Origin of the sequence: Staphylococcus sp. HMSC077D08 (assembly GCF_001837945.1) — a bacterium.
Taxonomy (GTDB): domain Bacteria; phylum Bacillota; class Bacilli; order Staphylococcales; family Staphylococcaceae; genus Staphylococcus; species Staphylococcus epidermidis.
Genome location: NZ_KV834762.1, coordinates 436,396 through 462,820 on the forward strand (window position 1 = coordinate 436,396; position 26,425 = coordinate 462,820).

Annotated in this window: 23 protein-coding genes; 2 read left to right on the forward strand and 21 right to left on the reverse strand. The window is 33.5% G+C overall.

What is annotated here, in order from left to right; all coding sequences use genetic code 11:
* The 8 genes from rpe to HMPREF2663_RS06580 form a co-directional block, all read right to left on the reverse strand.
* On the reverse strand, positions 1-645 hold the full coding sequence (gene rpe, locus HMPREF2663_RS06545) for a ribulose-phosphate 3-epimerase (RefSeq protein WP_070846067.1): 645 nt from the start codon (positions 643-645) through the stop codon (positions 1-3).
* Entirely contained in the window at positions 646-1,521 is an 876-nt protein-coding gene (gene rsgA, locus HMPREF2663_RS06550; RefSeq protein ID WP_002457385.1) for a ribosome small subunit-dependent GTPase A, read from the reverse strand.
* A gap of 307 nt (positions 1,522-1,828) precedes the next feature.
* Positions 1,829-3,829, reverse strand: coding sequence for a Stk1 family PASTA domain-containing Ser/Thr kinase (pknB, locus tag HMPREF2663_RS06555; protein WP_070846069.1), 2,001 nt, complete (start codon positions 3,827-3,829; stop codon positions 1,829-1,831).
* The gene (locus tag HMPREF2663_RS06560) at positions 3,826-4,569 is read right to left on the reverse strand and encodes a Stp1/IreP family PP2C-type Ser/Thr phosphatase (RefSeq protein ID WP_002446259.1); all 744 of its coding nucleotides are present in this window, start codon (positions 4,567-4,569) and stop codon (positions 3,826-3,828) included. The genes pknB and HMPREF2663_RS06560 overlap by 4 nt, the downstream gene beginning before the upstream one ends.
* Positions 4,570-4,575: 6 nt before the next feature.
* Positions 4,576-5,670, reverse strand: coding sequence for a dual-specificity RNA methyltransferase RlmN (rlmN, locus tag HMPREF2663_RS06565; protein WP_002446258.1), 1,095 nt, complete (start codon positions 5,668-5,670; stop codon positions 4,576-4,578).
* Positions 5,671-5,672: 2 nt separating this feature from the next.
* On the reverse strand, positions 5,673-6,980 hold the full coding sequence (rsmB, locus tag HMPREF2663_RS06570) for a 16S rRNA (cytosine(967)-C(5))-methyltransferase RsmB (protein ID WP_002446257.1): 1,308 nt from the start codon (positions 6,978-6,980) through the stop codon (positions 5,673-5,675).
* A complete protein-coding gene (gene fmt / locus HMPREF2663_RS06575; RefSeq protein ID WP_002446256.1) occupies positions 6,977-7,909 on the reverse strand; it encodes a methionyl-tRNA formyltransferase in 933 nt (310 codons plus the stop codon). Before fmt ends, rsmB begins: the two co-directional genes overlap by 4 nt.
* Positions 7,902-8,390, reverse strand: coding sequence for a peptide deformylase (locus HMPREF2663_RS06580; protein ID WP_001830064.1), 489 nt, complete (start codon positions 8,388-8,390; stop codon positions 7,902-7,904). The genes fmt and HMPREF2663_RS06580 overlap by 8 nt, the downstream gene beginning before the upstream one ends.
* 221 nt (positions 8,391-8,611) lie before the next feature.
* Between HMPREF2663_RS06580 and HMPREF2663_RS06585 the strand changes: the two genes are divergently transcribed.
* Positions 8,612-8,815, forward strand: a complete 204-nt coding sequence (locus HMPREF2663_RS06585; protein ID WP_001830141.1) for a TM2 domain-containing protein — start codon at positions 8,612-8,614, stop codon at positions 8,813-8,815.
* A gap of 105 nt (positions 8,816-8,920) precedes the next feature.
* Here the strand turns inward: HMPREF2663_RS06585 and priA are convergent, their stop codons facing one another.
* The 4 genes from priA to gmk all read right to left on the reverse strand — a co-directional run bounded on the left by priA (position 8,921) and on the right by gmk (position 13,902).
* Complete coding sequence (priA, locus tag HMPREF2663_RS06590; protein WP_070846071.1) at positions 8,921-11,329, reverse strand: primosomal protein N'; 2,409 nt, start codon at positions 11,327-11,329, stop codon at positions 8,921-8,923.
* Complete coding sequence (coaBC, locus tag HMPREF2663_RS06595; protein ID WP_002446253.1) at positions 11,329-12,528, reverse strand: bifunctional phosphopantothenoylcysteine decarboxylase/phosphopantothenate--cysteine ligase CoaBC; 1,200 nt, start codon at positions 12,526-12,528, stop codon at positions 11,329-11,331. Before coaBC ends, priA begins: the two co-directional genes overlap by 1 nt.
* Positions 12,529-13,066: 538 nt before the next feature.
* The gene (gene rpoZ / locus HMPREF2663_RS06600; RefSeq protein WP_002446252.1) at positions 13,067-13,279 is read right to left on the reverse strand and encodes a DNA-directed RNA polymerase subunit omega; all 213 of its coding nucleotides are present in this window, start codon (positions 13,277-13,279) and stop codon (positions 13,067-13,069) included.
* Complete coding sequence (gene gmk / locus HMPREF2663_RS06605; RefSeq protein WP_002446251.1) at positions 13,279-13,902, reverse strand: guanylate kinase; 624 nt, start codon at positions 13,900-13,902, stop codon at positions 13,279-13,281. Before gmk ends, rpoZ begins: the two co-directional genes overlap by 1 nt.
* 269 nt (positions 13,903-14,171) lie before the next feature.
* Between gmk and HMPREF2663_RS06610 the strand changes: the two genes are divergently transcribed.
* Positions 14,172-15,869: an Rqc2 family fibronectin-binding protein gene (locus tag HMPREF2663_RS06610; RefSeq protein ID WP_002457392.1), complete on the forward strand. Its 1,698-nt coding sequence runs from the start codon at positions 14,172-14,174 to the stop codon at positions 15,867-15,869.
* Positions 15,870-15,931: 62 nt separating this feature from the next.
* Here HMPREF2663_RS06610 and HMPREF2663_RS06615 read toward each other — a convergent pair whose 3' ends face one another.
* The 9 genes from HMPREF2663_RS06615 to HMPREF2663_RS06655 form a co-directional block, all read right to left on the reverse strand.
* Positions 15,932-16,339: a VOC family protein gene (locus HMPREF2663_RS06615; protein ID WP_002446249.1), complete on the reverse strand. Its 408-nt coding sequence runs from the start codon at positions 16,337-16,339 to the stop codon at positions 15,932-15,934.
* Between the two features lie 545 nt (positions 16,340-16,884).
* Positions 16,885-17,091, reverse strand: a complete 207-nt coding sequence (locus HMPREF2663_RS06620; RefSeq protein ID WP_002475937.1) for a hypothetical protein — start codon at positions 17,089-17,091, stop codon at positions 16,885-16,887.
* Between the two features lie 25 nt (positions 17,092-17,116).
* The gene (gene pyrE / locus HMPREF2663_RS06625) at positions 17,117-17,728 is read right to left on the reverse strand and encodes an orotate phosphoribosyltransferase (RefSeq protein WP_002475939.1); all 612 of its coding nucleotides are present in this window, start codon (positions 17,726-17,728) and stop codon (positions 17,117-17,119) included.
* Complete coding sequence (pyrF, locus tag HMPREF2663_RS06630) at positions 17,729-18,421, reverse strand: orotidine-5'-phosphate decarboxylase (RefSeq protein ID WP_002457397.1); 693 nt, start codon at positions 18,419-18,421, stop codon at positions 17,729-17,731. It abuts the gene before it with no gap.
* 34 nt (positions 18,422-18,455) lie between these two features.
* A complete protein-coding gene (carB, locus tag HMPREF2663_RS06635) occupies positions 18,456-21,629 on the reverse strand; it encodes a carbamoyl-phosphate synthase large subunit (protein WP_070846073.1) in 3,174 nt (1,057 codons plus the stop codon).
* A complete protein-coding gene (locus tag HMPREF2663_RS06640; protein WP_002446244.1) occupies positions 21,622-22,722 on the reverse strand; it encodes a carbamoyl phosphate synthase small subunit in 1,101 nt (366 codons plus the stop codon). The genes carB and HMPREF2663_RS06640 overlap by 8 nt, the downstream gene beginning before the upstream one ends.
* On the reverse strand, positions 22,723-24,000 hold the full coding sequence (locus HMPREF2663_RS06645) for a dihydroorotase (RefSeq protein WP_002446243.1): 1,278 nt from the start codon (positions 23,998-24,000) through the stop codon (positions 22,723-22,725). It abuts the gene before it with no gap.
* A 17-nt stretch (positions 24,001-24,017) separates the two neighbouring features.
* Positions 24,018-24,899 carry an aspartate carbamoyltransferase catalytic subunit gene (locus HMPREF2663_RS06650; RefSeq protein WP_002475924.1) on the reverse strand — a complete coding sequence of 294 codons (882 nt, stop codon included), beginning with the start codon at positions 24,897-24,899 and terminating at the stop codon, positions 24,018-24,020.
* A gap of 25 nt (positions 24,900-24,924) precedes the next feature.
* Positions 24,925-26,232 carry a uracil-xanthine permease family protein gene (locus HMPREF2663_RS06655; protein WP_002446242.1) on the reverse strand — a complete coding sequence of 436 codons (1,308 nt, stop codon included), beginning with the start codon at positions 26,230-26,232 and terminating at the stop codon, positions 24,925-24,927.
* Positions 26,233-26,425 lie beyond the last annotated feature (193 nt).

Consider the following 26,425-nt stretch of genomic DNA (forward strand, 5'->3'; position numbering starts at 1 on the left):
TCATTCCTTTAATAAAGATGTTACTTTTGCATAATCCTCTTGTTTAAAGAAGTATGAACCAGTGACTAACATTGTAGCACCCTGTTCTACACATCGTTTACTCGTTTGATCGTTAATTCCTCCATCTACCTCAATATCAAAAGTTAAATGATTTTCATGTTTGAGTTGATTTAATTGCTCAATCTTAGTCACGCATTGTTCTATGAATGTTTGTCCGCCAAAACCAGGATTTACAGTCATTACTAAAACATAATCAACAATACTCAATATAGGTAAAATTGTTTCTACAGATGTTCCGGGATTGATGACGACACCTGCTTTTTTCCCTAATTGTTTAATTTGTTCAATTGCCCTATGTATATGTGTTGTCGCCTCAACATGGACTGAAATCATATCAGCACCATGTTCAGCAAAAAAATTAATATAATTTTCAGGTTGTTCAATCATTAAATGAACATCTATTGGCAAATGAGATTGTTGTCTAACAGCATCCAATATTGGAATACCAATTGAAATATTAGGGACAAATTTACCGTCCATCACATCAAAGTGTAATCCGTCTACCTTGGCTGCTTCTAACAATTGAAGTTCTTCTTTTAAATTTAAAAAATCTATAGATAAAAGTGATGGTAAAATTTTAACCATTTAGTATCGAACCTTTCTATTGGAAATTTCATTATATAATTGCTGATAATGATCATATCTAAATTGTGGAATTTCTCCTTTTTCAACGAGTGTCTTAACATGACACTGTGGTTCTTTTATATGATTACAATTACGAAACTTACATTGCTCTCCTGCTTCATGAATATCTATAAAAAAATCTTTTAGTTGCTCTTTTTCAATATGATTAAAATCTAACGCGCTAAACCCCGGTGTATCAGCGATGTAACCACCTTTTCTATCGTATAATTCGACGTGTCTTGTAGTGTGTTTACCCCTATTTAATGACTTAGAAATATCATTTGTTTCTAATTTCAACTGAGGCTGATAACTATTTAAAAAAGTAGATTTCCCCACTCCAGATTGGCCACTTAATACTATTAAACCGTCAGACCATTCATCAACAGTAGCAGTATAATTACTATCTTTTCCAATAAACTGCGTAGCATATCCTATTTTTTGATATATTTTTATTGTATCTTTGATTTTTAGAATTTCTTGTTCAGAAGCTATATCATGTTTAGTGATTAAAATTCTAGGTTTGAGATGATAAGAATGAGCAATCACTAAATAGCGATCTAATAATTGTGTTGAAAATTCAGGCTCGACTGCACTCATTACTATCACTAACTCGTCAATATTACTTACTGGTGGTCGTTTTAGTTCATTATTTCGGTCATGTACATGATGAATATAGCCCTCTTTCGTATTTTGAACTTCAAAATCTACGATATCGCCCACCACAGGTGAAAACTTCTTTTTTCTGAATAAACCACGTGGTTTGGTATCAAATCTCTCACCTTCTACATCTACTTGATACACACCACTGATTAGTTTAACGATTCGACCAGTCTTCAAAAAGACACCTCTCATTTATGTTTTATTATTCATATTATATCAAAATACTAGTACTTATAATATAACAACTCAATCCAAGCTCATTATTTACTTACTAGTATATTGTTTTCAATAAATTTTTAAAGACAAATTGTCTCACATTAATAAAACGAGCCTGCAACATATGTATTCATATGTACAGACTCTTCATCTTTTTTAAGGATTTTTCATTTTAATTAGATAATCATTCAAAATTATCTCTATTATAATCATCATTGAAAAGTTACACTACAAATTTATTATCTACTTCCCATTAGTTGTTACTCATTTAGCCATCATAGCTCACATCTTTATCAGCTACAATTTTATTATCAACTCTTATGGTGTAGCCAGCGTCACTTCCTTTTTTAATTTTTAAAGGAATATTAATTGTCTTATCACTTTTAATATTAAACGTTTGAACTGCTGAATCACCTTTGTTATCAATATCACGAATAAATACTTCTACTTTTTGACTTTTATTTTTTTTACCGGTATACGGTACTTTAACAGTCTCATTTTTAGTCGTTGTATCCTTGTCCTCCTCATCATCTTCATCAGACTTTTCTCCTTTAGAAACTACTAATAGTATAATAGAACCTTCATCAACAGTTTTATCCTTTGGAGATTGAGAAATGACATTACCTTTTTCGACATCATCGTTGTTTTCTTTTGTCACTTGAACTTTAAATCCTTTATCTTCAAGTTCTTTTTTTGCTGACTCATATGACTTATTTTCATAATTGTTGACATATACTTGTCGAACACCTAATGATTCATAAATTGTAATATGATGATTATTAACGGAAACTTCACTATTAGCTACAACACTTTGTTCAGAAATTAATCCTTTTTCATATGTTTGACTATAAGCTTGCTCAACGTGAATATCTTTAAATCCGATAGCCTTTAATTTTTTTAGCGCATCATTTTTCGACATACCTAAAACATTTGGCATCTTAACCTTCTCTGGTCCTTTGGATAGAACGATATCAACTCTATCCCCTTGTTCGACGCGTTCTCCACTATCTGGATTTGTTTTAATAATTTGGTTTTCAGGATATTTATCACTATAATTTCTTGATATGTCACCTACTTTTAGGTGATGACTATCTAATACCTTTTCAGCTTGTTTTTCAGTTTTCCCTTTAAGATCAGGCATTTCTTCATATTTATTTCCAAAAACAGCCATAGCTACAAAAGAAAATAAACCAATTAATAATATTACAAAAATGATTGATAAAATTGCAATTTTCATTTTAGAACGTTTTTTGTCGCTTTTTTGATAATAACGTGGTTCAGACGATTGAAATTCTTGTTGTTTTATTGAATCATTAACAATAGGTATTTGCATGGTTTTATTAAGGTCATTTTGATTTTGTTCATCATAGATTTTATGATTCAAATCATCTTTAGTGAGTGGTACAGTTTTAGTTTTATCTAGTTCGTATTTTTCTTCATTCAAACAATTCTCATGTAACGCACTTGTTAAATCGTCACACATTTCTTGAACAGTATGATAGCGATGATATTTATCTTTCTCTGTTGCACGTAAAACGACATTACTCAATGATTGAGGTACATCATCTCTTTTATCCGTTGTAATATTTGGGATGCTATCTTGAATATGCTTTATAGCAATACTCACTGCAGTCTCTCCATTGAATGGTGGCTCTCCAACTAACATCTCATATAATACAATACCAATTGAATATATGTCAGTACTTTCATCAGTAGCTTCGCCTTTAGCCTGTTCAGGTGATAAATATTGAACGGTTCCTAGAACATGATTCGTTTGAGTCAGCGACGTTTCACTCAATGCTTTAGCAATACCAAAATCAAAAATTTGTAATTTTTTATTCTTATCAATTAATATATTCTGTGGTTTAATATCTCGATGAACAATTCTCATGTCATGCGCATGTTTGATTCCACTCAAAATTTGTTCTGTAAACTGAATAGCAGTTTCTACACTAAGTGGACCATGACTGTGTATATATTCCGCTAAAGTAGGACCTTCTATGTATTCCATAACAATATAAAAACAATCATCTTCCTCATCTACATCAATCATACTGACTATATTCTCATGAGAAAGTTGAGAAGAATTATGTACTTCTCTTTCAAAACGTTTAAATGTCTCTTCTTTTTCACTTGGAGGAATCGAAATCGCTTTAATAGCAACTTTTCTGTTAAGTATTGAATCTTCAGCTAAGTAGACAATACTCATCCCACCACCACCGAGTTTATCGGTTATAGTATAGCGTTCATTTATGACTTTACCTATCATACTTTATCACCTTCTAACTTTAAAAGGATAAAGCTGACATTATCTTTTGAATCATGAGCAAGCGCTAAGTCCAATAACTCATTACCATGTACGTCTAATGAACTATTTGAACTTAGTAATTCTTGGATTTCATAATCTCTGACATAATCAGTAAGTCCGTCAGAGTTCAAAAGAAGATAATCATAAAAATGAGTTCTCTTGATAAACAAATCTGGAGAAACACGTTTATCTGTTCCCATGACTTTAGTAATAATATTACGTTGTGGATGATGAAATGCTTCATCTTTAGTAATTTGCCCCGTCATTACTAAGTGATTAACAAATGAATGGTCGCTCGTAATTTGATCCATCTGTCTCTGATTAATTACATAAGCGCGCGAATCTCCTACATTTGCTACAACAACTTGTTTATCATAAATGATGGCACAAACGAGCGTAGTACCCATACCTCTGTACTCTTCATTTTCTTGAGCATAGTTGTACAGCTGAAAATTGATTTCTTTAATGTTCGAACGCAACCACGATTCAGCACGATTTATTTCAATTAGATTTTCTTCTTCAAAACGCTTTTGAAGTTCATAAGTGACAAACTGACTAGCTATTTCTCCAGCTTGATGTCCACCCATGCCATCGCATAATACTAGCATTTGTTGCTGTGTTTGATTGTAAAATATACCGCCAGCGTCCTCGTTTTTCTCACGATGTTGCCCAGTATCAGTGAAAAATTGTGCGTTTAACATATGTCTTTACCTCGTTTCTACTTGTCGTTCCTTCGCTCTTAATTGTCCACATGCAGCATCAATATCTGACCCTTGCTCACGTCTAATTGTAGCATTAATTCCTAATCTCTTTAATTCCTTCTCGAATTTAAAAATATCATCTTTTGGTGTCTTTACATAATTTCTTTCAGGGACATGGTTAACTGGTATTAAATTAACGTGGCAATTGAGATCCTTAATTAAATGTGCCAAATCCCTCGCATGTTCAAGTTGGTCATTAACACCACCAAATAATCCATATTCAAAAGTAACACGGCGATTTGTCTTTTCTTGATAATAACGAATAGCTTCCATTAACTTATCAACATTATAAGCACGATTGATAGGCATTAATCTTGATCTTATTTCGTCTTTAGCGCCATGAAGACTCACAGCAAAATTTATTTGTATATCTTCTTCGGCAAAATCATAAATTCTTGGAATAATTCCTGATGTAGATACAGTAATATGACGTGCACCAATATTTAAACTGTTATCATCATTAACAATTCTTAAGAAATCCATCATTTCATCGTAATTCTCGAAAGGTTCACCTATGCCCATAATGACAATTTGTGATACACGCTCATTCGTTTCGTCTAGTGCCTTTTGTACAGTTAATACTTGGGAGACAATCTCTCCTGCTTCTAAATTACGCTTTAATCCGCCCAAAGTAGAAGCACAAAACGTACAACCAATTCTACATCCTACTTGTGTTGTAACACAGACAGAATTTCCATATTCATGTCTCATTAAAACAGTTTCAATAGTATAACCATCTTGTAATTCAAATAAAAACTTGATTGTTCCATCTTTGCTTTCTTGTTTAACAACAGTGGTCAATGTCGTCATTGCAAAATGATCTTTAAGAATTTGACGTAACTCTTTAGACAGGTTAGTCATTTCATCAATAGTATTTACACGCTTTTGGTATAACCATTCAAAAATTTGTTTTGCTCTAAATTTTTGTTGTCCATGATCAATAAGCCATTGTTGCATCTCGTCATACCTTAAGGAGTAGATTGATTGTTTTTCGAAATTAGGCAAGAATTTGTTTTTCTTCTTTTTTTCTGCAGTTATCATTTCTAACTTTCCTTTCTTTTTATCTTGCTAATAAAGAATCCATCAGAATTAAAATCTTGTGGAAGTATCTGTAACGTTTTAACTTGTTCACCAGTTACTGGATTTTGGATTGGTTCAAATTCAAAATCTTTATGTCTCTTTAAAAAAGTATAGATGACATTTTCGTTTTCCATTTGTTCTATTGTACATGTTGAATACACTATTGTACCACCAGGTTTAATATTATCTTTAACATTTTCTAAAATTTGTAATTGTAATTCTACTAAAGACTTAATACTATTTTGTGATTGACTATATTTAATTTCAGGTTTGTGTCTAAGAACACCTAAACCACTACACGGTGCATCAACAAGAATCTTATCATACATTTTATCGTATACTTCTGTGGCATCATGTTGAAAAGCCTTGATATTATTCAATTTCAATTTTTTAATATTTTGTTTAATAAGATTTATTTTATGTTCATGAATATCTGTTGCATCGACGTGACCTTCTGGTGACAGAATTTCTGCCATATGACAAGCTTTACCACCAGGTGCGCTACACGCATCTAAAACTTTGTCATCACGCCCTAGGTTCATTACATAAGCTACCATCATTGAACTTTTATCTTGAATAGAGATATAACCTTCTTTAAAAGCGTTTGAATTAACCACAGGCAAGCCTGATATATGAAGACAAAATGGTAACATATCGTCTTTTTTAACATGGTAACCTTCCTGTTCTAACTTAGAGATAATTGAATCAATAGAACCACGAGATATATTGGCACGCACGGTTGTAGCTACAGGCTCTAAAAAAGATTGTGCAATGTTTTCAGTTTTTTCTATTCCAAAATGCGTCACCCAATGATCAACAATCCATTTGGGAAGACTGTATTGAATTGCAATTCTTTTTTTAGTATCATCTATATCTTCAAAGCTTGGTAATTCAGTGCGCATTACTGTTCGTAATATACCATTGACTATATTCCCTGTGTGATAGCCACCGCGTTTCTTTGCTATATCTACCGCTTCATGAATAATAGCATGGTTAGGTATTTTATCTAAATATAAATATTGATATAAACTCATCCACAGTAATTGTCGTACCCATGATTTGATTTTAGTTTTGATAAAAGGCTTAAGTAGATAATCTAACGTGTATTTTCTTTTTAGTGTTCCATATACTAATTCTGTGAACAAATTTTTATCTACTGTATTAATGTTATTTGTAGATAGAACCTCATTAATTTTTAAATTACTATAAGCACCTTTATTTAAGACGTCGTTGATTGTTTCTAATGCATATGTTCGCACTGATTTCATCATAATAGAACTTTCCCAACTAACGACTCTTGTACACCACTTAAATAATCAGTAACTTTCATGCGTTTTTTTCCTGCAGGTTGAATCTCAGTAAGTGCGATCGCATCATCAGAACCAGTAGCTATGATGAGTTCATGCTTAGTAGCTTCAATAATTGTTCCTGGATTACCTTTTTTCCCTTTCACAATGAAAGCGCTAAATAATTTGAGATTCTTTTCGTTCATAGTTGTATAAGCTACTGGCCAAGGAGACAGTCCTCTAATATGGTTATGAATTGCTTGTGCACTCATATTCCAATCAATTCTCTCGTCTTCACGACGAATATTAGATGCAAATGTTGCAAGTGCATCATCTTGGGGGATGCTGTCATTGGTATTATCAATGATACTAGGAAGTGTCTTCTTTAATAATTCGGCACCTAAAAAGCTTAATTTATCATGCATTGTACCAACATTATCTTCTTCTTCAATACGAATTGATTGTTGCGAGATGATATTACCTGCATCAAGTTTTTTAACCATATACATAATCGTGATTCCAGTTTCTTCCTCGCCATCAATGATAGCCTGATGTATAGGTGCTCCTCCTCTATACTTAGGTAGCAATGATGCATGGACGTTAATAGCTCCTAATTTAGGTGCATTGAGTAAGGACTCTGGTAATAGTTGACCGAACGCAGCCGTTACTATTAAATCTGATTCTAAAGAAAGTAACACGTCTAATTCTTGAGAATCTTTAAGTTTTTCAGGCTGGTATACCGGTATTTGATGTTTTGTAGCTACTCTTTTTACTGGTGGTGGTGTCATCACTTTCTTACGTCCCACTGGTCTATCAGGTTGTGTCACTACAGCGATAACTTCATGCTCAGCAATTAACATCTCTAAAACTTTCGTTGAAAAATCAGGTGTTCCCATAAAAATGATTTTACTCATTGTCAAAATACGCCTCCACTTCAGTTTCATTTAATATATGATGTGCTCTTTTGGTAAATTGAATTCCATTAAGATGATCAATCATATGTAAAATCATGCGTGCAATATCATCATATGCAGTTAATTCAACTGCATTTCCATTGATATCATAGCTTTGTACAGTGATCATTTTGCTACGTTTAACTTCTCCATATATATGAGGTAAACTGATTGAGCCTTCTAAGTCAGAAACAGTCTCTTGAGATTGACTTTTAACGACAGGATTAATAAGTTGTAATAACCCTTCTTGTTCCATATCGATGAGTGCAACACTTTGATCTACTCCAATTTGAGGTGCACTAATTGCAGCGGCTTCCTCATGATATAATGTATCTTCCAAATCTTCCAATAACACTTTTAGTTTTTGATCATACGTGCTTACAGGTTGAATCGTTTTATTCAAAATAGGATGTGTTGATTTTACTAATTTCTTTACAGTCATCACTTAGGCTCCTCATTAAAATTCATCATATCATTATAACTTACTTAGTATGAAATTGCGACCTTTCAAAGTAAGCTTATATCTTTATCTCCTCTTCGTTCACCTCATACTTTAGAATGAAATATCAAAGTTATAAAGTAAAACAATTGCTTAATTTTGATTAAATTATAAAATAAGAAATGTAAGATATATAAAGCATTATGCTAAAGGAGTTGATATAAATGGAAGTTAATAAAGTCATTTATATTTTATTAGCAGTCTTTCTTGGTAGTTTTGGCATCCATAAATTTTATGCTGGCAAACCAATTCAAGGATTATTGCATATTCTATTTTGTTGGACTGCTATCCCGCATGTGTTAGCAATTATTAGTGCAGTTTTAACATTATTCAAACCTGCCGATGCTAACGGGAATGTCAGAATGTAAATCAATTGAATATCCATATGGCGCACTTAGTTTGATTTATAAGAACAGCCTCAAAAAACATCTAAAGTGATGGATTTTGAGGCTTTTTGATGTTTGACACTTCATTCACATCATCATTTGTGGATTAATATCAATTTTTAATGATAGTTTATCCTTTACATATTGATCATGATAATAATCATCTAAATATTGTAACGCTTGATGTAATTGAGGCTCACTCTTATATTTTACTAGTATTTGAAAACGATATTCATTGTTAATTCTTGCTAGTGCTGCTGGTGAAGGACCTAGCACGAATGCTTTTTCACTTAAGTGCTGTACTAAAATTTGATGAATATGCTTAGAAGCCACCATGACCTTTTTTATATCTGTATGTGAAATGGTAAAGTTAATCAAGAAATAGTAAGGTGGATATTTTCCTAATTTTCGATAATTCATTTCTTTTTGATAAAAAGAGAGATAATCGTTTAATTTCACATCCTTTATTGAATAATGATCAGGATTGTACGTTTGTATGATAACTTGGCCTTCTTTTTCATGACGACCTGCGCGTCCAGATACCTGAGTTAAAAGTTGGTATGTTCGTTCACTGGCACGAAAGTCAGGTAAATTTAACATAGTGTCAGCATTGAGCACACCAACTAGAGTAATGTTAGGATAATCCAAACCTTTAGCAATCATTTGCGTACCTAATAAGATATCTCCTTTTCCTGCTTCAAAGTCATTTAACAATTTCTCATGTGCACCTTTTCTTGAAGTTGTATCAACATCCATCCTTATAATACGAGCTTGAGGGAATTCTTGTTGTAATAATTCTTCTACACGTTGCGTTCCAGTTCCGACTTGTCTGATATGATCACTTTCACAATTTGGACATCGAGAAGGTGGATTTTCTTGATAACCACAGTAATGACATTTTAATTGATCGGTTGTTTTATGATATGTTAACGAAATATCACAATGGGGGCATTGGGGAACGTATCCACAATCTCTGCATAACATAAATGAAGCATATCCCCTTCTATTTAAGAATAGTACTATTTGTTCTTTTTTATCCAACCGTTCTTGTATCGCTTGTCTTAGTGCTATAGAAAACATGGAACGGTTACCTTCACTCAATTCTTCTCTCATATCTATAATATCAATATGCGGTAACGCTTGTTGATTGACTCTATGTGGCAATGACAACAATTCATAAACATTTTTTTCTGCTCTAGCATATGATTCAAGGCTAGGTGTTGCGCTACCTAAAACGACAGGACAATGATGAAATTGACTTCTCCATTGTGCAATATCACGCGCATGATATCTGGGATAATCTTCTTGTTTATATGTAGATTCATGTTCTTCATCAATAATAATGATGCCTAAATTTTTAAACGGTGCGAAAATACTTGAACGAGCACCTACACTCACTCGAGCTCGACCGTCTCTAATTTTTTGCCACTCATCATAACGTTCACCTTTTGAAAGTCCGGAATGTAATACCGCTACATCATCTCCAAATCGACGTTTAAATCTTAGCACCATCTGAGGTGTTAAGGCGATTTCCGGCACTAACATCATGGCTTCTTTACCTTTATTAAGAACTTCCTCTATTGTTTGAAGATAGACTTCGGTTTTACCTGAACCTGTGACTCCGTGTAATAAAAATGTTCTTTCTTTTTCATCATGAATATAATGTTTAATAGCTTCAAATGCATCTTGCTGTTCTTTAGTTAATATCCTCTTTTGTTCTTGTTCAAATATACGATTTGCATAAGGATCTCTAAAAACCTCGGCGGTATATTTTTCAATATAACCTTTTTTGATTAAAGAATCTAAACTCGAGTGAGAGAAACCCATATCATTGATTTCTTTTAAAAACACTGTTCGATGAGACTCTTCTAATAAAAATGCATACAAATCATATTGTTTTGTATATTTCTCGAGTTTTGCAAGTACTTCATCACCATTCAACGTATTAACTACGCCAACAGCTTTTTGAGTTTTCTTTTTTGTGTTTTGAGAAAGTATCGTGATCTCTTCAATCAATCCTTGATTTAACAAAGTCAACATTTCTTCTAAATCATTGTTTTGCTGAGCTTCTTTATATAAGTAATAACCGTCATTGTTAAATAGCGCTCTGGTTTTTGAAGATATATTTTTTGTATCAATGATTGAAAAAGCTTTCTTATACTTTGCTTTAATAGCACTTGGCAACATCGCTTCTAAAACAGAAATACGTTTCATCACATGATAATGGCTCATCCATTCGCTTAATTGAATCAGTTCGGATGTTAATTCAGGTTTAATATCACGCACTTCTTTTATTTCTTTTAGTTTCGATATATCCATATTTCTATCTGGTTCTTGTTGAATATTCATGACGTATCCTTGTATAGTTCTAGGACCAAAAGGTACCACAACGCGAACGCCAATTTGAATCACACGTTCTAAATTTTCAGGAACAATATAATCAAATTTAAAATCGACACTTTTCGACGGAATATCAACAATTACTTTTGCAATCATTACTGCCACCTAGTTTCTAAAATTTCTATAATTTGATGTGCTAAAGCTGATTTTTTCCCTTTCTTAATATTTACTTTTTCATTATTTTTAAAATGCATAGTTAATTCATTGTCATCTGAACTAAAGCCTATTGATGTATCACCTACATTGTTCGAAATGATAACATCTGCATTTTTTCTTTTGAGTTTGTCTAGAGCATACTGTTCAATATTTTGTGTTTCAGCAGCAAAACCAACAAGATATTGGTGCGTTTTATTTTCTCCTAAGTATTTTAAAATATCCTTAGTACGCTTAAATTGAACAGATAATCCTCCTTCTTGTTTTTTTAATTTATGTTCAAGTATGTCCATTGGTGTATAGTCAGACACCGCCGCTGCTTTAATCACTATATCTTGTTTCGCAAAGCGTTCGGTTACAGCTTGAAACATATCCTCTGCACTCTCAACTTTAACAACATTAATCCCTTCCGGTAGAGATAAGTGGGTAGGACCACTAATTAAAGTTACGATTGCCCCCTTATCTCGTAATGCTTCAGCTATAGCATATCCCATTTTTCCTGATGAACGATTTGATACGTATCGAACTGGATCAATAACTTCAACTGTAGGCCCAGCGGTAACTAATGCGTGCTTTCCGGAAAAAGAGCTTTTTACAACATTCTCCTGTTGAGTAAAAAATTTATTAATAACAGATAGGATTTGCATGGGTTCTTCCATTCGTCCTTTTGCTACATAACCGCATGCTAAATAGCCACTACCAGGTTCAATAAAATAATATCCGTCTTGACTTAGCACTTTCATATTATGCTTAGTACGCGGATTGTTATACATATTTACATTCATTGCGGGTGCAACGAATTTTGGTGTTGTTGTAGCAAGTAATGTAGAAGTAATTAAATCATCAGCAATTCCAACACTTAATTTTGCGATAGTATTAGCAGTTGCTGGCGCGACTATAATCGCATCTGCCCAGTCTCCTAATGATACATGTTGAATCTCTTCAGGATTTTCTTCTTTAAATGTATTTGTGTAAACAGGATTTCTACTGATTGCTTGAAAAGCTAGTGGAGTAACAAACTCTTGAGCATGATCAGATAGCATAACTCTTACATCATAGCCGGATTGTATTAATTTACTTGTTAAATCAATTGCTTTATATGCTGCGATACCGCCTGTAACAGCTAATAAAATATGTTTCATTATTTATATTCTCCTTTAATACTTTATCGATACGCCTAAATTAGAAATGGAACGGAATAATTTAGTTATGTGTTATCTATTAATTATCAAATTTAAAGGCAACTTTGGCTATGCAAAAGCGCATCCTTCGTAAAAAGAGAGCGGAATAGAATTCATAATAAATTCATTATCCCACCCTGTCGCAATATGACCTTAAATAGAGAATCTAACAAAATTTTCATAACAGAAACTCAGACCCTGACACGTTTTATTTTAAGTATATTTTCAGGGTAGTCAATCTACTGCGAAGAGATTTAATGGCTAAAACTAGTCATTTATGTTTCAGATTCATTGACGACATATTTATAATTATTATACACAAATTAATCATTAAATTAAAAAAGTGACTATTACTAAATGTAACTTTCAAGTTGGACAAAGAATTTTAGTCAGATTTCAAGCTTGTTTTAAGCGCTATTCAACTATTTTGTATGTTACTAGTAATTAAAAAACCTAGGACAATTTTTATGTCCCAGGCTCTACCAATATAAATAAAACTTTATCCTAAATATTCTTTCGGTACAACAGGTTCTATTTTACCATCAGCAATTTCTTCTAAAGCTTTTCCAACAGGTTTAGCTGATTGGTACTGATCTAAAAGCGCTGTTTCGCGTCTTTCATCTAATTCACGTGCTCTTTTAGCCGCCGTAGTGGCAATAAGATATTTTGAATTCACCTTTGCAGTAAGTTGGTTTAACGGTGGATTTAACATTATTTTTTGACCTCCAGTAACATTTTTCTATATTTAGCTTCGATTCGCTCTCTTTTTAAATGCTCAGCTTCAACAATTGACTGAATTCGATTCTTAGCGAGTTCAACCTCGTCGTTAACTACAACGTAGTCGTATAAATTCATCATTTCTACTTCTTTTCGCGCCTCGTTCACACGGCTTTGAATCTTTTCATCTGATTCAGTTCCTCTACCAACAAGACGTTCTCTCAAGTCATCTAAACTTGGAGGCGCTAAAAATATGAACAAAGCATCTGGAAATTTCTTTCTTACTTGCTTAGCACCTTCAACTTCGATTTCTAAAAAGACGTCATGACCTTCTTCCATAGTATCCTTTACATATTGTACAGGTGTACCATAGTAATTACCTACATATTGTGCATACTCAATAAACTGGTCGTCTTTAATTAACGCCTCAAATTCTTCCTTTGTTTTGAAGAAGTAATCTACACCATCAATTTCACCTTCACGCATATGACGTGTTGTCATTGATATAGAATACTTATATGAAGTAGTTGGGTCTTCAAATATCTTTTTTCTAACAGTTCCCTTTCCAACACCTGAAGGGCCTGAAAGAACAATTAACAGTCCTTTTTCCTTATCCATGCCTTACGACCTCTCTAAGCTATTCTTCTATTATTTAAATATAATATCATATTGCTACGATATATGTATAGCCGTACTTTGTTATAGAGTCAAATTCATCTTATTTCGTCATATTTTTAAAATTTTTATGCACTTCATTTCACCTTTATAAATTGCTTTAAAAATTAAGAATATTCAACTTTAAAATAATTTACAGTCTTTAATCATGACCTCTCACTTTACGCATGTTACAATATGATGAATGAAAAAGTATAAGGTGGCAGATAATTATGGCATATGATGGCTTATTTACTAAAAAAATGATTGAATCATTACAGGGTTTAGTCTCAGGCCGAATTCATAAAATAAATCAACCAGAAAATGACACAATAATTATTGTAATTAGACAAAATCGTAAAAATCATCAACTACTTCTATCGATTCATCCTAGTTTCTCTCGTTTACAATTAACTACTAAGAAATACGACAATCCATTTACACCACCAATGTTTGCAAGAGTTTTCCGTAAACACCTTGAGGGAGGCTTCATAAAAGCAATTCGACAGGTTGGTAACGATAGACGTATAGAGATTGATATCGAAAGTAAAGATGAAATTGGTGATACAATATATAGAACTATTATATTGGAAATAATGGGTAAACATAGTAACCTTATCCTTGTCGATGATCAACGTAAAATCATCGAAGGGTTTAAACATCTAACTCCTAACACAAATCAGTACAGAACCGTTATGCCTGGCTTCAAATATGAAGCACCACCAAATCAAAATAAAATCAATCCTTATGAATTAACAGGGCAAGAGGTATTAAAATATATTGACTTTAATGCTGGAAAGATTGCCAAGCAATTACTTAATATATGTGAGGGCTTTAGTCCACTAATCGCTAATGAAATTGTGAATCGTCGTCAATTTATGACTCAAGAAACATTACCTGATGCTTTTGATGAAGTCATGGCCGAAACCAAATCGGCATCTACTCCTGTCTTTCATAAAAATCATGAAACAGGTAAAGAGGATTTCTATTTCATGAAACTTAATCAATTCTATGATGATATAGTTGAGTATCATTCACTTCATGAACTATTGGATCGCTTTTATGATGCACGTGGTGAGAGAGAAAGAGTAAAACAACGTGCAAATGATTTAGTCAGATTTGTACAACAGCAACTGCAAAAACAACAAAATAAATTGAGTAAACTTATCGATGAGTATGAAAGTGCTAAAAACAAAGAAACTCAGCAATTATATGGAGAGTTGATCACAGCTAATATATATCGTATTCAACAAGGTGACGATTCTGTTATAGCGTTGAATTACTATACTGGTGAAGAAGTAAAGATTCCACTTAACCCTACAAAATCGCCATCAACTAACGCTCAATACTATTATAAACAATATAACCGTATGAAAACACGAGAGCACGAATTGACTCATCAGATTAAACTGACTAAAGAGAATATTGATTACTTTGATAATATTGAGCAACAGTTAAAGCACATTACCGTAGATGATATCGATGATATTCGCGATGAACTTGCTGAACAGGGATTCATGAAGCAAAGAAAACAAAGTAAAAAGAAAAAGCAGTCTAAAATTCAACTTCAAACGTATCATTCTACTGATGGGGATACGATTTTAGTAGGTAAAAATAATAAACAAAATGATTATCTTACCAATAAAAAGGCACATAAAAATCATTTATGGTTCCATACAAAAGATATTCCAGGATCTCATGTTGTCATACTCAATGAGAGTCCAAGCGAAACAACGATTAAAGAAGCGGCAATGCTAGCTGGGTATTTCTCTAAAGCTGGTAGTTCAGCTCAAATTCCTGTAGATTATACAGAAATTAGACACGTTCATAAACCTTCTGGGGCAAAACCTGGATTCGTGACATATGACAACCAAAAGACCCTATTTGCAACACCTGATTATGATCATATTCAACAAATGAAAGAATCATAACATAAAAAAAGACAGTAGAATTGAATGCACATATCATTCAACATTCTGCTGTCCTTTTTAATCTATTTGTTTTCTGGTAAAGCAAGTTGAAAACTCACGCCAAATTTATCTTGAACCCATGCAAACTCTCTAAATGGTGGCATCTCTGTTTTAGGCATTAAAATGGCACCCTCACTTTTCAAACCATTAAATAAACGTTCCATCTCCATAGTATCCTTAACAGTGACATATAGTGACATTGCTGGATTCATAGGCAACTCTTCCCCACTATTTGCATCTATCGCCATAAATACTTGGCCATTTAACGTAAAGATGGAGTGTTGCACTGAGCCAGGCGTGCCCGGTCCTTCTTCGCCATACTTCACCATTGTAATAATTTCACTATCTTCAAATAAACTTGTGTATAATTGAATTGCTTCTTCAGCTTCATCATTAAACATTAAAAACGTCGTAATTTTTGGTATGTCCATATGCTACTCCCTCTTTTATATCGTATTCTTGTTATTTAAAAATCAATCTTACTTATTATTTTAACATGTATATCCTTTCATTGTAGAATGTAGTTATATAGGATCTAAAAAATTAGAACTTTAATATAGTTTGATTCTTAATTTGATTGATAGTTCGATTAAGATTGGAGGCGTTGTTATGCTCATACATTATGGTGTGCCATTATTAATATTTGCATTAGTTCTATTAATAGGATGGCTAATGACTAAGATGTTTATACGTTAATTTTGGGAAATTATTATAACCTTTGTTTTATCGTAAATGATGCGTGTAGAATTTCTTGATTTGAATATCATTATTTCAAATATGCATTGAAGGTAAAGTACAATTGTACGATGAATTAGAATACTCTAGTGATTTTTCTTCTCAGCTTATTTCCACAATTCAATTCATTCTGACTTTTTAATAAAAAATTTACTATGATTTCGCAGTTAATTCATAAAAAACACTCCAAAAGTTAATTGATTCATCACTTTTGGAGTGTTTTTACAATATCGATTTATAGTTAATGATTTAAATTTTTCTTGGCACGTTTAAAAATTTCAATTGAATGTTTAAATACTTCATCATTCATTGTTTTTGAAATATTTTCTTTACTAGAATGGTCTGATTGAGAATAAGATGGAATTCTATAATCATCTCGTCTATAAAGAAACTCATTACAATGTTTTATTAAAGTATAAAGATGATTATTATCATTGTTTTGTTCCATTAGACGCCCTCTCACCATTCATATATTACGATAAGTTATCTCGCCAATCAACTAATGTTTGGATGTCATTTAAAGAGATTTTCCCTTCATCTTTCGCAACTTCTATAAGCTCATTATAATCACTTAAAGTATAAAACGGAATATGAGCCTTATTAAATGTCTCGTCTGCTTTTGCAAGACCATATGTGAATATAGCAACGACTCCAAGCACATTAGCTCCCGCTTCTTCCAATGCTTCGACAGCTGTAATCGAAGAACCTCCAGTAGAAATTAAATCCTCGACTACAACGACATTTTTATTCTCGCTTTTTGCACCTTCTATTTGGTTTTGTTTACCATGGCTTTTACTTTTTGATCTAACGTAATTCATAGGTAATTCCATTTTTTCTGAAATGTAAGCTGCATGAGGGATACCAGCAGTGGCCGTACCCGAGATAATTTCAACGTTAGAAAAATGTTCTTTAATTAATTGAATTAACCCATCTCTAATCGCATTACGCACTTCAGGGTACCCTAAAGTTATTCGATTATCACAATAAATAGGCGATTTAATTCCTGAGCTCCAAGTAAATAAATCATTTGGAGATAATGAAACTGCCTCTATGTCTAATAATGCTTTAGCAATATTTTTAGCCATTTAACTTAACCAACTTTCTTTTATTTTATGATAACTGTCAATTGGATGCTCACTTTGAGTGATAGGTCGACCTACTACGATATGTGTTGACCCCAAAGTTTTAGCTTCCTCAGGTGTTGTAATTCGTTGTTGATCATTACGAGCTGCGCCTTTCGGGCGAATACCTGGTGTCACTTTTAAAAAGTCAGAACCTAGTTCTTTAGAAATCATCTTAGCCTCAAGAGGAGAACATACGACACCGTCTAATCCAGCTTTTTTAGTAAGACGCGCATAATTTAGAACTGCCTCCTCTATAGAGGTTTGAATATTTTGTTCTTCATGTAATTGTCTTTCAGTAGTTGAAGTTAATTGAGTAACTGCAATGATTTTAATATCAGCATTATGTTTTCTTAACCCTTTTTTAGCTTCTTCCATCATTTTAATACCACCGGCAGCATGAACATTGACTAAATCAATGTCTAAACGTGCTAAGCCTTCCATTGCTTTGCTCACAGTATTAGGTATGTCATGTAATTTTAAATCTAAAAAGATATCATGACCTCTTTTTTTAATGGATTTAATTAAAGCTGGCCCTGTTTGATAAAATAACTCCATCCCAATTTTGACGCATAACGGTTCATTAAACTTATTTAAAAATGTATGAACCTCGTCTGCTGATTTAAAATCTAATGCTATAATGGGTAGATTTCTCACACTCATCTTCTCCTTTTAACTTCTATCATTAAGATTATACATTTCTCATAGTAAACGTCATGCTTTCAATGACATTTGTTAAAGCACTGGCAGTATCTAATGATGTTAAACAAGGCACACCATTTTCAACTGTTGTACGTCGAATTTGGAAACCATCTCGTTCGATTTCTTTTCCTTTTGTCATAGTATTAATGACAATTTGCACTTCTCCATTTTGAATTCGTGTCAGTAGATCATCCTCGCCACCGATTTTACCTACGACCTCAACTGGAATATTATGATCTTTTAACTTTTGTGCTGTTCCACGAGTCGCCAATATTTTGTAGCCTATTTCATTTAATCGATGTGCAATCTTGACTATTTCATCTTTATCTTTATCACTTACAGTCATCAATACTGTACCATGATCTTTCACTTCAAATCCGCTACCAGTGAGACCTTTGTATAGCGCTTTTTCAAGTGTAAGGTCTTTACCCATAACTTCACCTGTAGACTTCATCTCTGGTCCAAGCGTAATATCTACATTTTTTAATTTATTAAAACTAAATACGGGTGCTTTAACATATACGCCTTCAGAATAAGGTTGGATACCTTGCTTGTACCCCATTTCAGCAAGCGTTTCACTCATAATTGCACGCATCGCTAATTGAGCCATTTGAATATCAGTAATTTTACTTAAGAATGGTACCGTACGGCTTGAGCGCGGATTAACTTCTAACACATAGACACCGTCGTGAGCTATGACAAATTGAATGTTAATAAGACCTTTAATATTTAAACCTTTTGCCAATTTAATTGTGTAGTCTTCAAGTGTATTAATTTCGTCTTGAGTCAGTGTTTGTGGCGGATAAACTGCAATAGAATCTCCACTGTGAACACCTGCACGCTCTATATGTTCCATAATTCCTGGAATTACGACAGTCTCCCCATCTGAAATAGCATCCACTTCTATCTCTTTTCCTGTTAAATAGCGGTCTACCAATACAGGATGTTCTGGACTTGCTTTAACAGCTTGAGTCATATAATTTTCAAGCTCTTGATCATTATCAACAATCTCCATTGCACGGCCACCAAGCACGTATGAAGGACGAACTACAACCGGATAACCTATTTCTCTTGCATTTTTAAGAGCTTCTTTAGGTGATGTAGCAGTTTTCCCTTGTGGCTGAGGTACAGATATTTCACGTAATAGCGCTTCAAATTCTTTTCTATCCTCAGCTCGATTTAAATCTTCTAATGATGTTCCAAGAATTTTAACACCATGCTGTGCTAATTTATCGGCTAAGTTTATTGCTGTTTGACCACCAAATTGTACTACAACACCTTTAGGTTGTTCTAAGTTAATGATATTCATGACATCTTCTTCTGTAAGTGGTTCAAAATATAATTTGTCAGAAATTGAAAAGTCAGTAGATACAGTCTCCGGATTATTATTCACAATAATAGCTTCGTAACCAGCATTTTGAATCGCCCATACTGCATGTACAGTTGCATAATCGAATTCAACACCTTGGCCAATTCTAATTGGTCCTGAACCTAGTACTAGAATTTTCTCTTTATCAGTTACTATAGATTCATTTTCATCTTCATACGTACCATAATAGTACGGCGTTGTGGATTCAAATTCAGCTGCACATGTATCAACCATTTTATAAACTGGTTTAATATTTTGACTCATACGTAGTTCATATATATCTTTTTCTTCCATATCCCATCGATGAGCAATCACTTTGTCACTAAAGCCATAATCTTTAGCGTATTTTAAATACTCTAAATCGCCTTGATGATTTTTAAGTTCATGCTCAATGTCAATAATGTTTTGGAACTTATTTAGGAAGAAATAGTCAATTTTTGTCATATTATGAAGTTCTTCAAGAGATGTTCCTCTACGAATAGCTTCTCCGATAAAGAACAATCTTTCATCATCTTGATGTCCGATACGCTCTTTAATGTAATCTAATTCATAACTTTCTCCATTTGGTAAACCTAAATGATGAACACCATATTCAAGTGAGCGAATGGCTTTCAGTAAAGATTCTTCATATGTACGACCGATTGCCATGACTTCGCCTGTCGCTTTCATTTGAGTTCCAAGTTCACGTTCACCTTTTTCGAATTTATCGAATGGGAAACGTGGAATTTTAGAAATAACATAGTCTAAAGTGGGTTCAAATGCAGCATATGAGGTTCCTGTAATAGGGTTAAGCATTTCATCTAGTGTTAAACCTACGGCAATCTTAGCGGCTAATTTTGCAATAGGATAACCCGTTGCTTTGGAAGCTAAAGCTGATGAACGAGACACACGTGGGTTGACCTCAATGATGTAATAATTCAATGAATGCGGGTCAAGTGCGAGTTGCACATTACATCCACCTTCAATACCTAAAGCACGAATTACCTTTAAGGATACGTCTCGTAGCATTTGATATTCTACATCTGATAGTGTTTGACTCGGTGCAACAACGATTGAATCTCCAGTATGAATGCCTACAGGATCTATGTTCTCCATATTACATACTACGATGGCGTTATCATTTTTATCACGCATAACTTCATATTCAATTTCTTTATAACCTGCAATTGATTTTTCTATTAAACATTGTGTAGCAGGGCTATAATGCAAACCATTACTAACAACTTCTTTTAATTCAGCATCATTATGGCAAATACCACCGCCAGTACCCCCCATCGTAAATGCAGGACGTACAATTAACGGATATCCAACTTGTTCTTTAAATTCAAATGCTTGTTCTACTGTATTAACGATATCGCTTTCTGGTACAGGTACATTTAAATCATTCATTAATGTTCTAAACATTTCACGATCTTCTGCTTGTTGAATAGACTCTAGCTCTGTCCCCAACAACTTTACATTATTAGCTTCTAACACGCCACTATCATGAAGTTGAATCGCCATGTTCAACCCAGTTTGACCACCTAAAGTAGGTAATAATGCATCTGGTTGTTCTTTTCTAATAATACGAGCAATAAAATCGTGCGTTAATGGTTCTATGTACACCTTATCGGCAATTTCTTTATCTGTCATTATTGTTGCAGGATTAGAATTAACTAAAATAACTCTGTAGCCTTCTTCTTTTAATGCTAGACAAGCTTGTGTTCCTGCATAGTCAAATTCTGCAGCTTGTCCAATAATAATTGGTCCTGAACCGACTACTAAAATTGTCTGAATATCATCTCTTTTAGGCATTGATTTGACGCTCCTTTTCTTTGAAATCCTTCATCATTGTTATGAACTCATCAAATAAGTAATTAGAATCACTTGGACCTGGTCTTGCTTCAGGATGATATTGGACTGAAAACGCTGGAAGTTCTTTATGTCTTAGTCCTTCAACAGTACCATCGTTTAAAGCAATGTGTGTAACTTCAAGGTCAGTATTTTTAAGCGAGTCACGGTCAATAGAATAGCCGTGATTTTGGCTCGTGATATCTATTTTACCTGTTCTTAAATCTTTAACGGGATGGTTCGCACCACGATGTCCAAATTTCATTTTGAATGAAGTTGCGCCTTGCGATAATGCAAAAAGTTGATGACCAAGGCAGATACCAAAGAATGGTATCTTTCCTAATATGCCTCTGATCATATCTAAAGCAACGTCAACTTCGTCTGGATCACCAGGGCCGTTTGATAGCATGACACCATCTGGAGACATGCTTAAAATCTCTTCAGCTGACGTATCATATGGTACAACTGTGACGTTGCAACCACGTAAATTTAATTCACGAACGATATTTTGCTTTTTACCAAAGTCGAGTAAAACGACACTTAAATCGGAACCTGTTGATACATATGGTGTTTTTGTAGAAACCGTTTGAACTTCATCTCTAGGTAACTCAGCAGTTTTCAACTGTTCAACAAGTTCCTGAATGTTATCTTTATTATCTGTAAATCCAGCTCTCAAAACACCATGATTTCTAATTTTACGAGTAATACTTCTAGTATCTACACCCGATATACCAGGAATATGATATTGAGCAAGTGTTTCGTGTAATGTTTTTTGGTGTCTAAAGTTACTAGGGTGTGTACTTGCTTCCTTTACTACTACCCCATTTAATTTAGGTGTTAATGATTCAAAATCATCGCGATTGATACCATAGTTTCCAATTAGTGGGTACGTAAAAGTTATGATTTGACCTGTGTAAGACGGGTCAGAGATTGTTTCTTGGTACCCCGTCATAGCAGTGTTGAATACAATTTCGCCTATAGATAAGTCATCTGATCCTAAGCGATATCCTTCGTAATAAGAGCCATCTTCCAGTACAAGATAACGTTTTTCAAGCATCTACTTTTCCTCCTCGAATACTACTTCACCTTTAAGCATTGTTAGTGTTGGATTTCCATAAACTTTTTCACCAATAAATGGAGTGTTATCAGCTTTAGATAAGAAATCTTCACTTTTGATTTCTTTTTCAGTATTTAGATCAATAATTGTTAAATCAGCGTAACTATCTTTGTGTAATTTTCCATAATTTAAGTTGAAAATAGTAGCTGGTTTAATAGTGAAATAATCAACTAATTGTTGCAGTGACCAATTACCTCGTCTTACAAAGTGTGTATAAAGTAATGGGAATGCTGTTTCACTACCTACGATACCGAAAGGTGCTTTTGTCATAGGTTGTTCTTTTTCTTCTTTAGCGTGAGGTGCATGATCCGTTGCAATACAATCAATTGTTCCATCTAATAAGCCTTCTAAAAGTGCTTCTCTATCTTCATTACTTCTTAATGGTGGATTCATTTTGTAGTTTGAATCATCACCAGGAACATCATTTTCAGTTAATAATAAATGATGTGGTGTAACTTCTGCTGTTACATGGATACCAGCTTTTTTAGCGTCTCTGATTACTCGAACACTTTCCTTAGTTGAAACATGGCACACATGATAGTGACAACCAGTTGCTTCAGCTAATAGTACATCTCTAGCAATTTGTACAGATTCAGCAATATTTGGAATACCAGGTATGCCTAATTCTTCACTACGTTTACCTTTATGCATTGCACCACCATAGATTAAGCTATTATCTTCGCAGTGTGCGACAATCGGTTTTTTAACTTTTGCAGCTTGCTTCATAGCAGCATACATCATACTTGCTGTTTGAACACCCACACCATCATCTGTAAATGCAAACACACCTTCTAGTGCTAATTTTTCAAAATCAACAAGTTCAGTACCTGCTTGTCTCTTAGTAATAGCAGCATAAGGCAACACCCTAACTTGTGCTGTTTCAGAAATTCGTTGTCTTAATTCTCTAACATGTTCAACTGTATCTGGTACAGGTCTTGTATTAGGCATAGGACATACTGTAGTAAAACCACCTCTTGCAGCGGCTTTTGTACCACTTTCAATTGTTTCTTTATGTTCACCACCTGGTTCACGTAGGTGCACATGAACATCTACAAAACCTGGAGCAATTAAATTTCCTTTTGCATCAATAACTTCAATATTTGAAGATGAAGCATTTATCTTACTACTAATTTGTTTAATACGTTTACCATCGATTAATATTTCTGTGTCTTTTAGGATACCGTTTTTTAAGATTTTTCCGTTTTTAATTAATTTCATGTAGAATTAACCCCTTTCTATTGTAAAAGCGCACTTATTACTGCCATTCTTAAATACATTCCATTTTCCATCTGCTTAAATATTCGAGACTTAGGTGCTTCAACTAGCTCACTTTTAATTTCAACACCTCTATTTACAGGAGCTGGATGCATTACAATGGCTTCCTCTTTTAATTTATCATATCTAGCCTGTGTTAAACCAAATTGTTGATGATATTCCTCAGCAGCAAAGTTAGCTTCACCTGAAATTCCATGTCTTTCATGTTGAACTCTAAGCAACATAACAATATCTACTTTATCAATGACTTCATCAATTTCAACATAAGGCGCCTCTAATGTATTATCTACCCATTCTTTTGGACTTGAGAACATTACGTTGGCACCTAATGATGTTAAACTATGATAATTACTTCTTGCGACACGAGAATTTTTAATGTCACCACATATTAGAATATTCAATCCTTCAAACGAACCATATTCTTCATATATTGTCATTATGTCTAATAAACTCTGAGTAGGATGTTGTCCACTTCCATCACCTGCATTAGCAATTGGAATATTTAATTGATTCAGTTCTTCGTAATAAGAATTTTGGGAGTGACGTATGACAAGTAAATCAACACCTATGCTTTCAAGTGTTTTACATGTGTCATAAAGTGACTCACCCTTTTTTACAGATGATGTACTTGTTTCAAAATTAATAAGTTTTAATCCTAATTTTTGTTCTGCCATCTCAAAGCTACACTTTGTTCGCGTTGAATTTTCGAAGAATAAGTTTGATACGTATTGACCGTTAAATTGAGGTAATGGTCGCTCACCAGATTTGAATTGGCAAGCAATAGTAATTAAATCATAAATTTCTGAATTAGATAAATGCTCCATTGATAATAAGTGTTCCATAAAGCGCCTCCTATAGAAATAAAGCTTAATTTATTTGGTTTTTCTCTTTTGGCAAAATTAAATTTAATATTATTCCTGAAAGTGCTGATAATGCCATTCCTTCAATTTGTAAATTGATACCTATGCCTTTTAAATTGATAAGAAGATTACCAATCCCGACAACAAGCACAACTGATGCTATAACTAAGTTGCGATTGCTTGAGAAATCTACTTGACTTTCAACAAGCATTCTTAAACCACTAGCTGCTATAATACCGAATAATAAAATTGAGACACCACCCATCACTGGCGTAGGTATTGAAGATATTAAAGCAGTGAACTTACCAATAAATGCAAGAATAATAGCTATAACTGCCGCACCACCAATTACGTAAATACTGTATATTTTGGTAATCGCTAGTACACCTATATTTTCACCATAAGTTGTACTAGGAGGCCCTCCTATCATACTTGCAAACATAGTTGAAACACCATCACCAATGATTGATTTATCTAAACCTGGATTTTCAAAGAAATTTCGTCCTACTATTTTGTTAATTACCATTTGATGACCAATATGTTCACTTACCGTCACAAACACCACGGGTATCATCACGAGAATGAGTCCTAAATGAAAAGATGGTGTGTAATCTTTAAATGGTAGATAAATATGAGGAAAATCTATCCATTTCGCTTGTGCTATTGGAGCAAATTTAACTATGCCCATGAAAATAGATACAATATATCCCACTATAATACCTATAAGTACAGGTATAAGTGATAAAAACCCTTTGAAGAATCCTTGGACGATGATGGTTACTGCTAATGTAATCAAAGCAACAATTAAGTAACTTAAGTTATACCCTTTCATCTCAGCAGAATTTTCAAACATAGCCATGTTTACTGCTGTAGGAGCTAAACTTAACCCAATAACCATTATTACTGGTCCGACAACTACTGGTGGTAACAAGTGCATTAACCAATGTGTTCCACTCAATTTAATGAAAATACCTATAATCACGTACATTAATCCACTCATAAATAATGCAACCAGCATATCTCCAAGACTATGTGTACTTAACCCTGTGATGATAGGTGTAATAAAGGCAAAACTTGATCCTAGGTAGGCAGGAATTTTTGCTTTTGTGATTAATATGTATAAAAGTGTACCAATACCTGATGCCAACAAAGCTGCTGATATAGGCAGATGTGTTAAAAATGGTACAAGTACAGTTGATCCAAACATTGCAAATAAATGTTGAAGGCTTAGAAATGCCCATTGTGCTGGTTTTGGTTTATCTTTTACATCAAGAACTGGCTGAACGGTACGCTCAAACATTTGCTCATTTTCCATGTTGATTCATTTCCTTTCATAAAAAAAGTCTCTTCACAATCAGTAGAGTGTAAAGAGACTAAAATGAAATATATCTAAGTGTAATGTTAAGTTAAGCTTTTATCATCACATTTATCAATGAAGCTTCCATTGGATATTTATAGTTTACATAATCTTTTTATAGTCATATGTTCATCTATCCATATGAATTACT

What these genes read in the sequence shown, in the direction of transcription:
- rpe (WP_070846067.1), bottom strand. Translation starts at nt 645, where the DNA reads ATGGTTAAAATTTTACCATCACTTTTATCTATAGATTTTTTAAATTTA.
- pknB (WP_070846069.1), bottom strand. Translation starts at nt 3,829, where the DNA reads ATGATAGGTAAAGTCATAAATGAACGCTATACTATAACCGATAAACTC.
- HMPREF2663_RS06560 (WP_002446259.1), bottom strand. Translation starts at nt 4,569, where the DNA reads ATGTTAAACGCACAATTTTTCACTGATACTGGGCAACATCGTGAGAAA.
- rlmN (WP_002446258.1), bottom strand. Translation starts at nt 5,670, where the DNA reads ATGATAACTGCAGAAAAAAAGAAGAAAAACAAATTCTTGCCTAATTTC.
- rsmB (WP_002446257.1), bottom strand. Translation starts at nt 6,980, where the DNA reads ATGATGAAATCAGTGCGAACATATGCATTAGAAACAATCAACGACGTC.
- fmt (WP_002446256.1), bottom strand. Translation starts at nt 7,909, where the DNA reads ATGAGTAAAATCATTTTTATGGGAACACCTGATTTTTCAACGAAAGTT.
- HMPREF2663_RS06580 (WP_001830064.1), bottom strand. Translation starts at nt 8,390, where the DNA reads ATGACTGTAAAGAAATTAGTAAAATCAACACATCCTATTTTGAATAAA.
- HMPREF2663_RS06585 (WP_001830141.1), top strand. Translation starts at nt 8,612, where the DNA reads ATGGAAGTTAATAAAGTCATTTATATTTTATTAGCAGTCTTTCTTGGT.
- priA (WP_070846071.1), bottom strand. Translation starts at nt 11,329, where the DNA reads ATGATTGCAAAAGTAATTGTTGATATTCCGTCGAAAAGTGTCGATTTT.
- coaBC (WP_002446253.1), bottom strand. Translation starts at nt 12,528, where the DNA reads ATGAAACATATTTTATTAGCTGTTACAGGCGGTATCGCAGCATATAAA.
- rpoZ (WP_002446252.1), bottom strand. Translation starts at nt 13,279, where the DNA reads ATGTTAAATCCACCGTTAAACCAACTTACTGCAAAGGTGAATTCAAAA.
- gmk (WP_002446251.1), bottom strand. Translation starts at nt 13,902, where the DNA reads ATGGATAAGGAAAAAGGACTGTTAATTGTTCTTTCAGGCCCTTCAGGT.
- HMPREF2663_RS06610 (WP_002457392.1), top strand. Translation starts at nt 14,172, where the DNA reads ATGGCATATGATGGCTTATTTACTAAAAAAATGATTGAATCATTACAG.
- HMPREF2663_RS06615 (WP_002446249.1), bottom strand. Translation starts at nt 16,339, where the DNA reads ATGGACATACCAAAAATTACGACGTTTTTAATGTTTAATGATGAAGCT.
- HMPREF2663_RS06620 (WP_002475937.1), bottom strand. Translation starts at nt 17,091, where the DNA reads ATGGAACAAAACAATGATAATAATCATCTTTATACTTTAATAAAACAT.
- pyrE (WP_002475939.1), bottom strand. Translation starts at nt 17,728, where the DNA reads ATGGCTAAAAATATTGCTAAAGCATTATTAGACATAGAGGCAGTTTCA.
- carB (WP_070846073.1), bottom strand. Translation starts at nt 21,629, where the DNA reads ATGCCTAAAAGAGATGATATTCAGACAATTTTAGTAGTCGGTTCAGGA.
- HMPREF2663_RS06640 (WP_002446244.1), bottom strand. Translation starts at nt 22,722, where the DNA reads ATGCTTGAAAAACGTTATCTTGTACTGGAAGATGGCTCTTATTACGAA.
- HMPREF2663_RS06645 (WP_002446243.1), bottom strand. Translation starts at nt 24,000, where the DNA reads ATGAAATTAATTAAAAACGGAAAAATCTTAAAAAACGGTATCCTAAAA.
- HMPREF2663_RS06650 (WP_002475924.1), bottom strand. Translation starts at nt 24,899, where the DNA reads ATGGAACACTTATTATCAATGGAGCATTTATCTAATTCAGAAATTTAT.
- HMPREF2663_RS06655 (WP_002446242.1), bottom strand. Translation starts at nt 26,232, where the DNA reads ATGGAAAATGAGCAAATGTTTGAGCGTACCGTTCAGCCAGTTCTTGAT.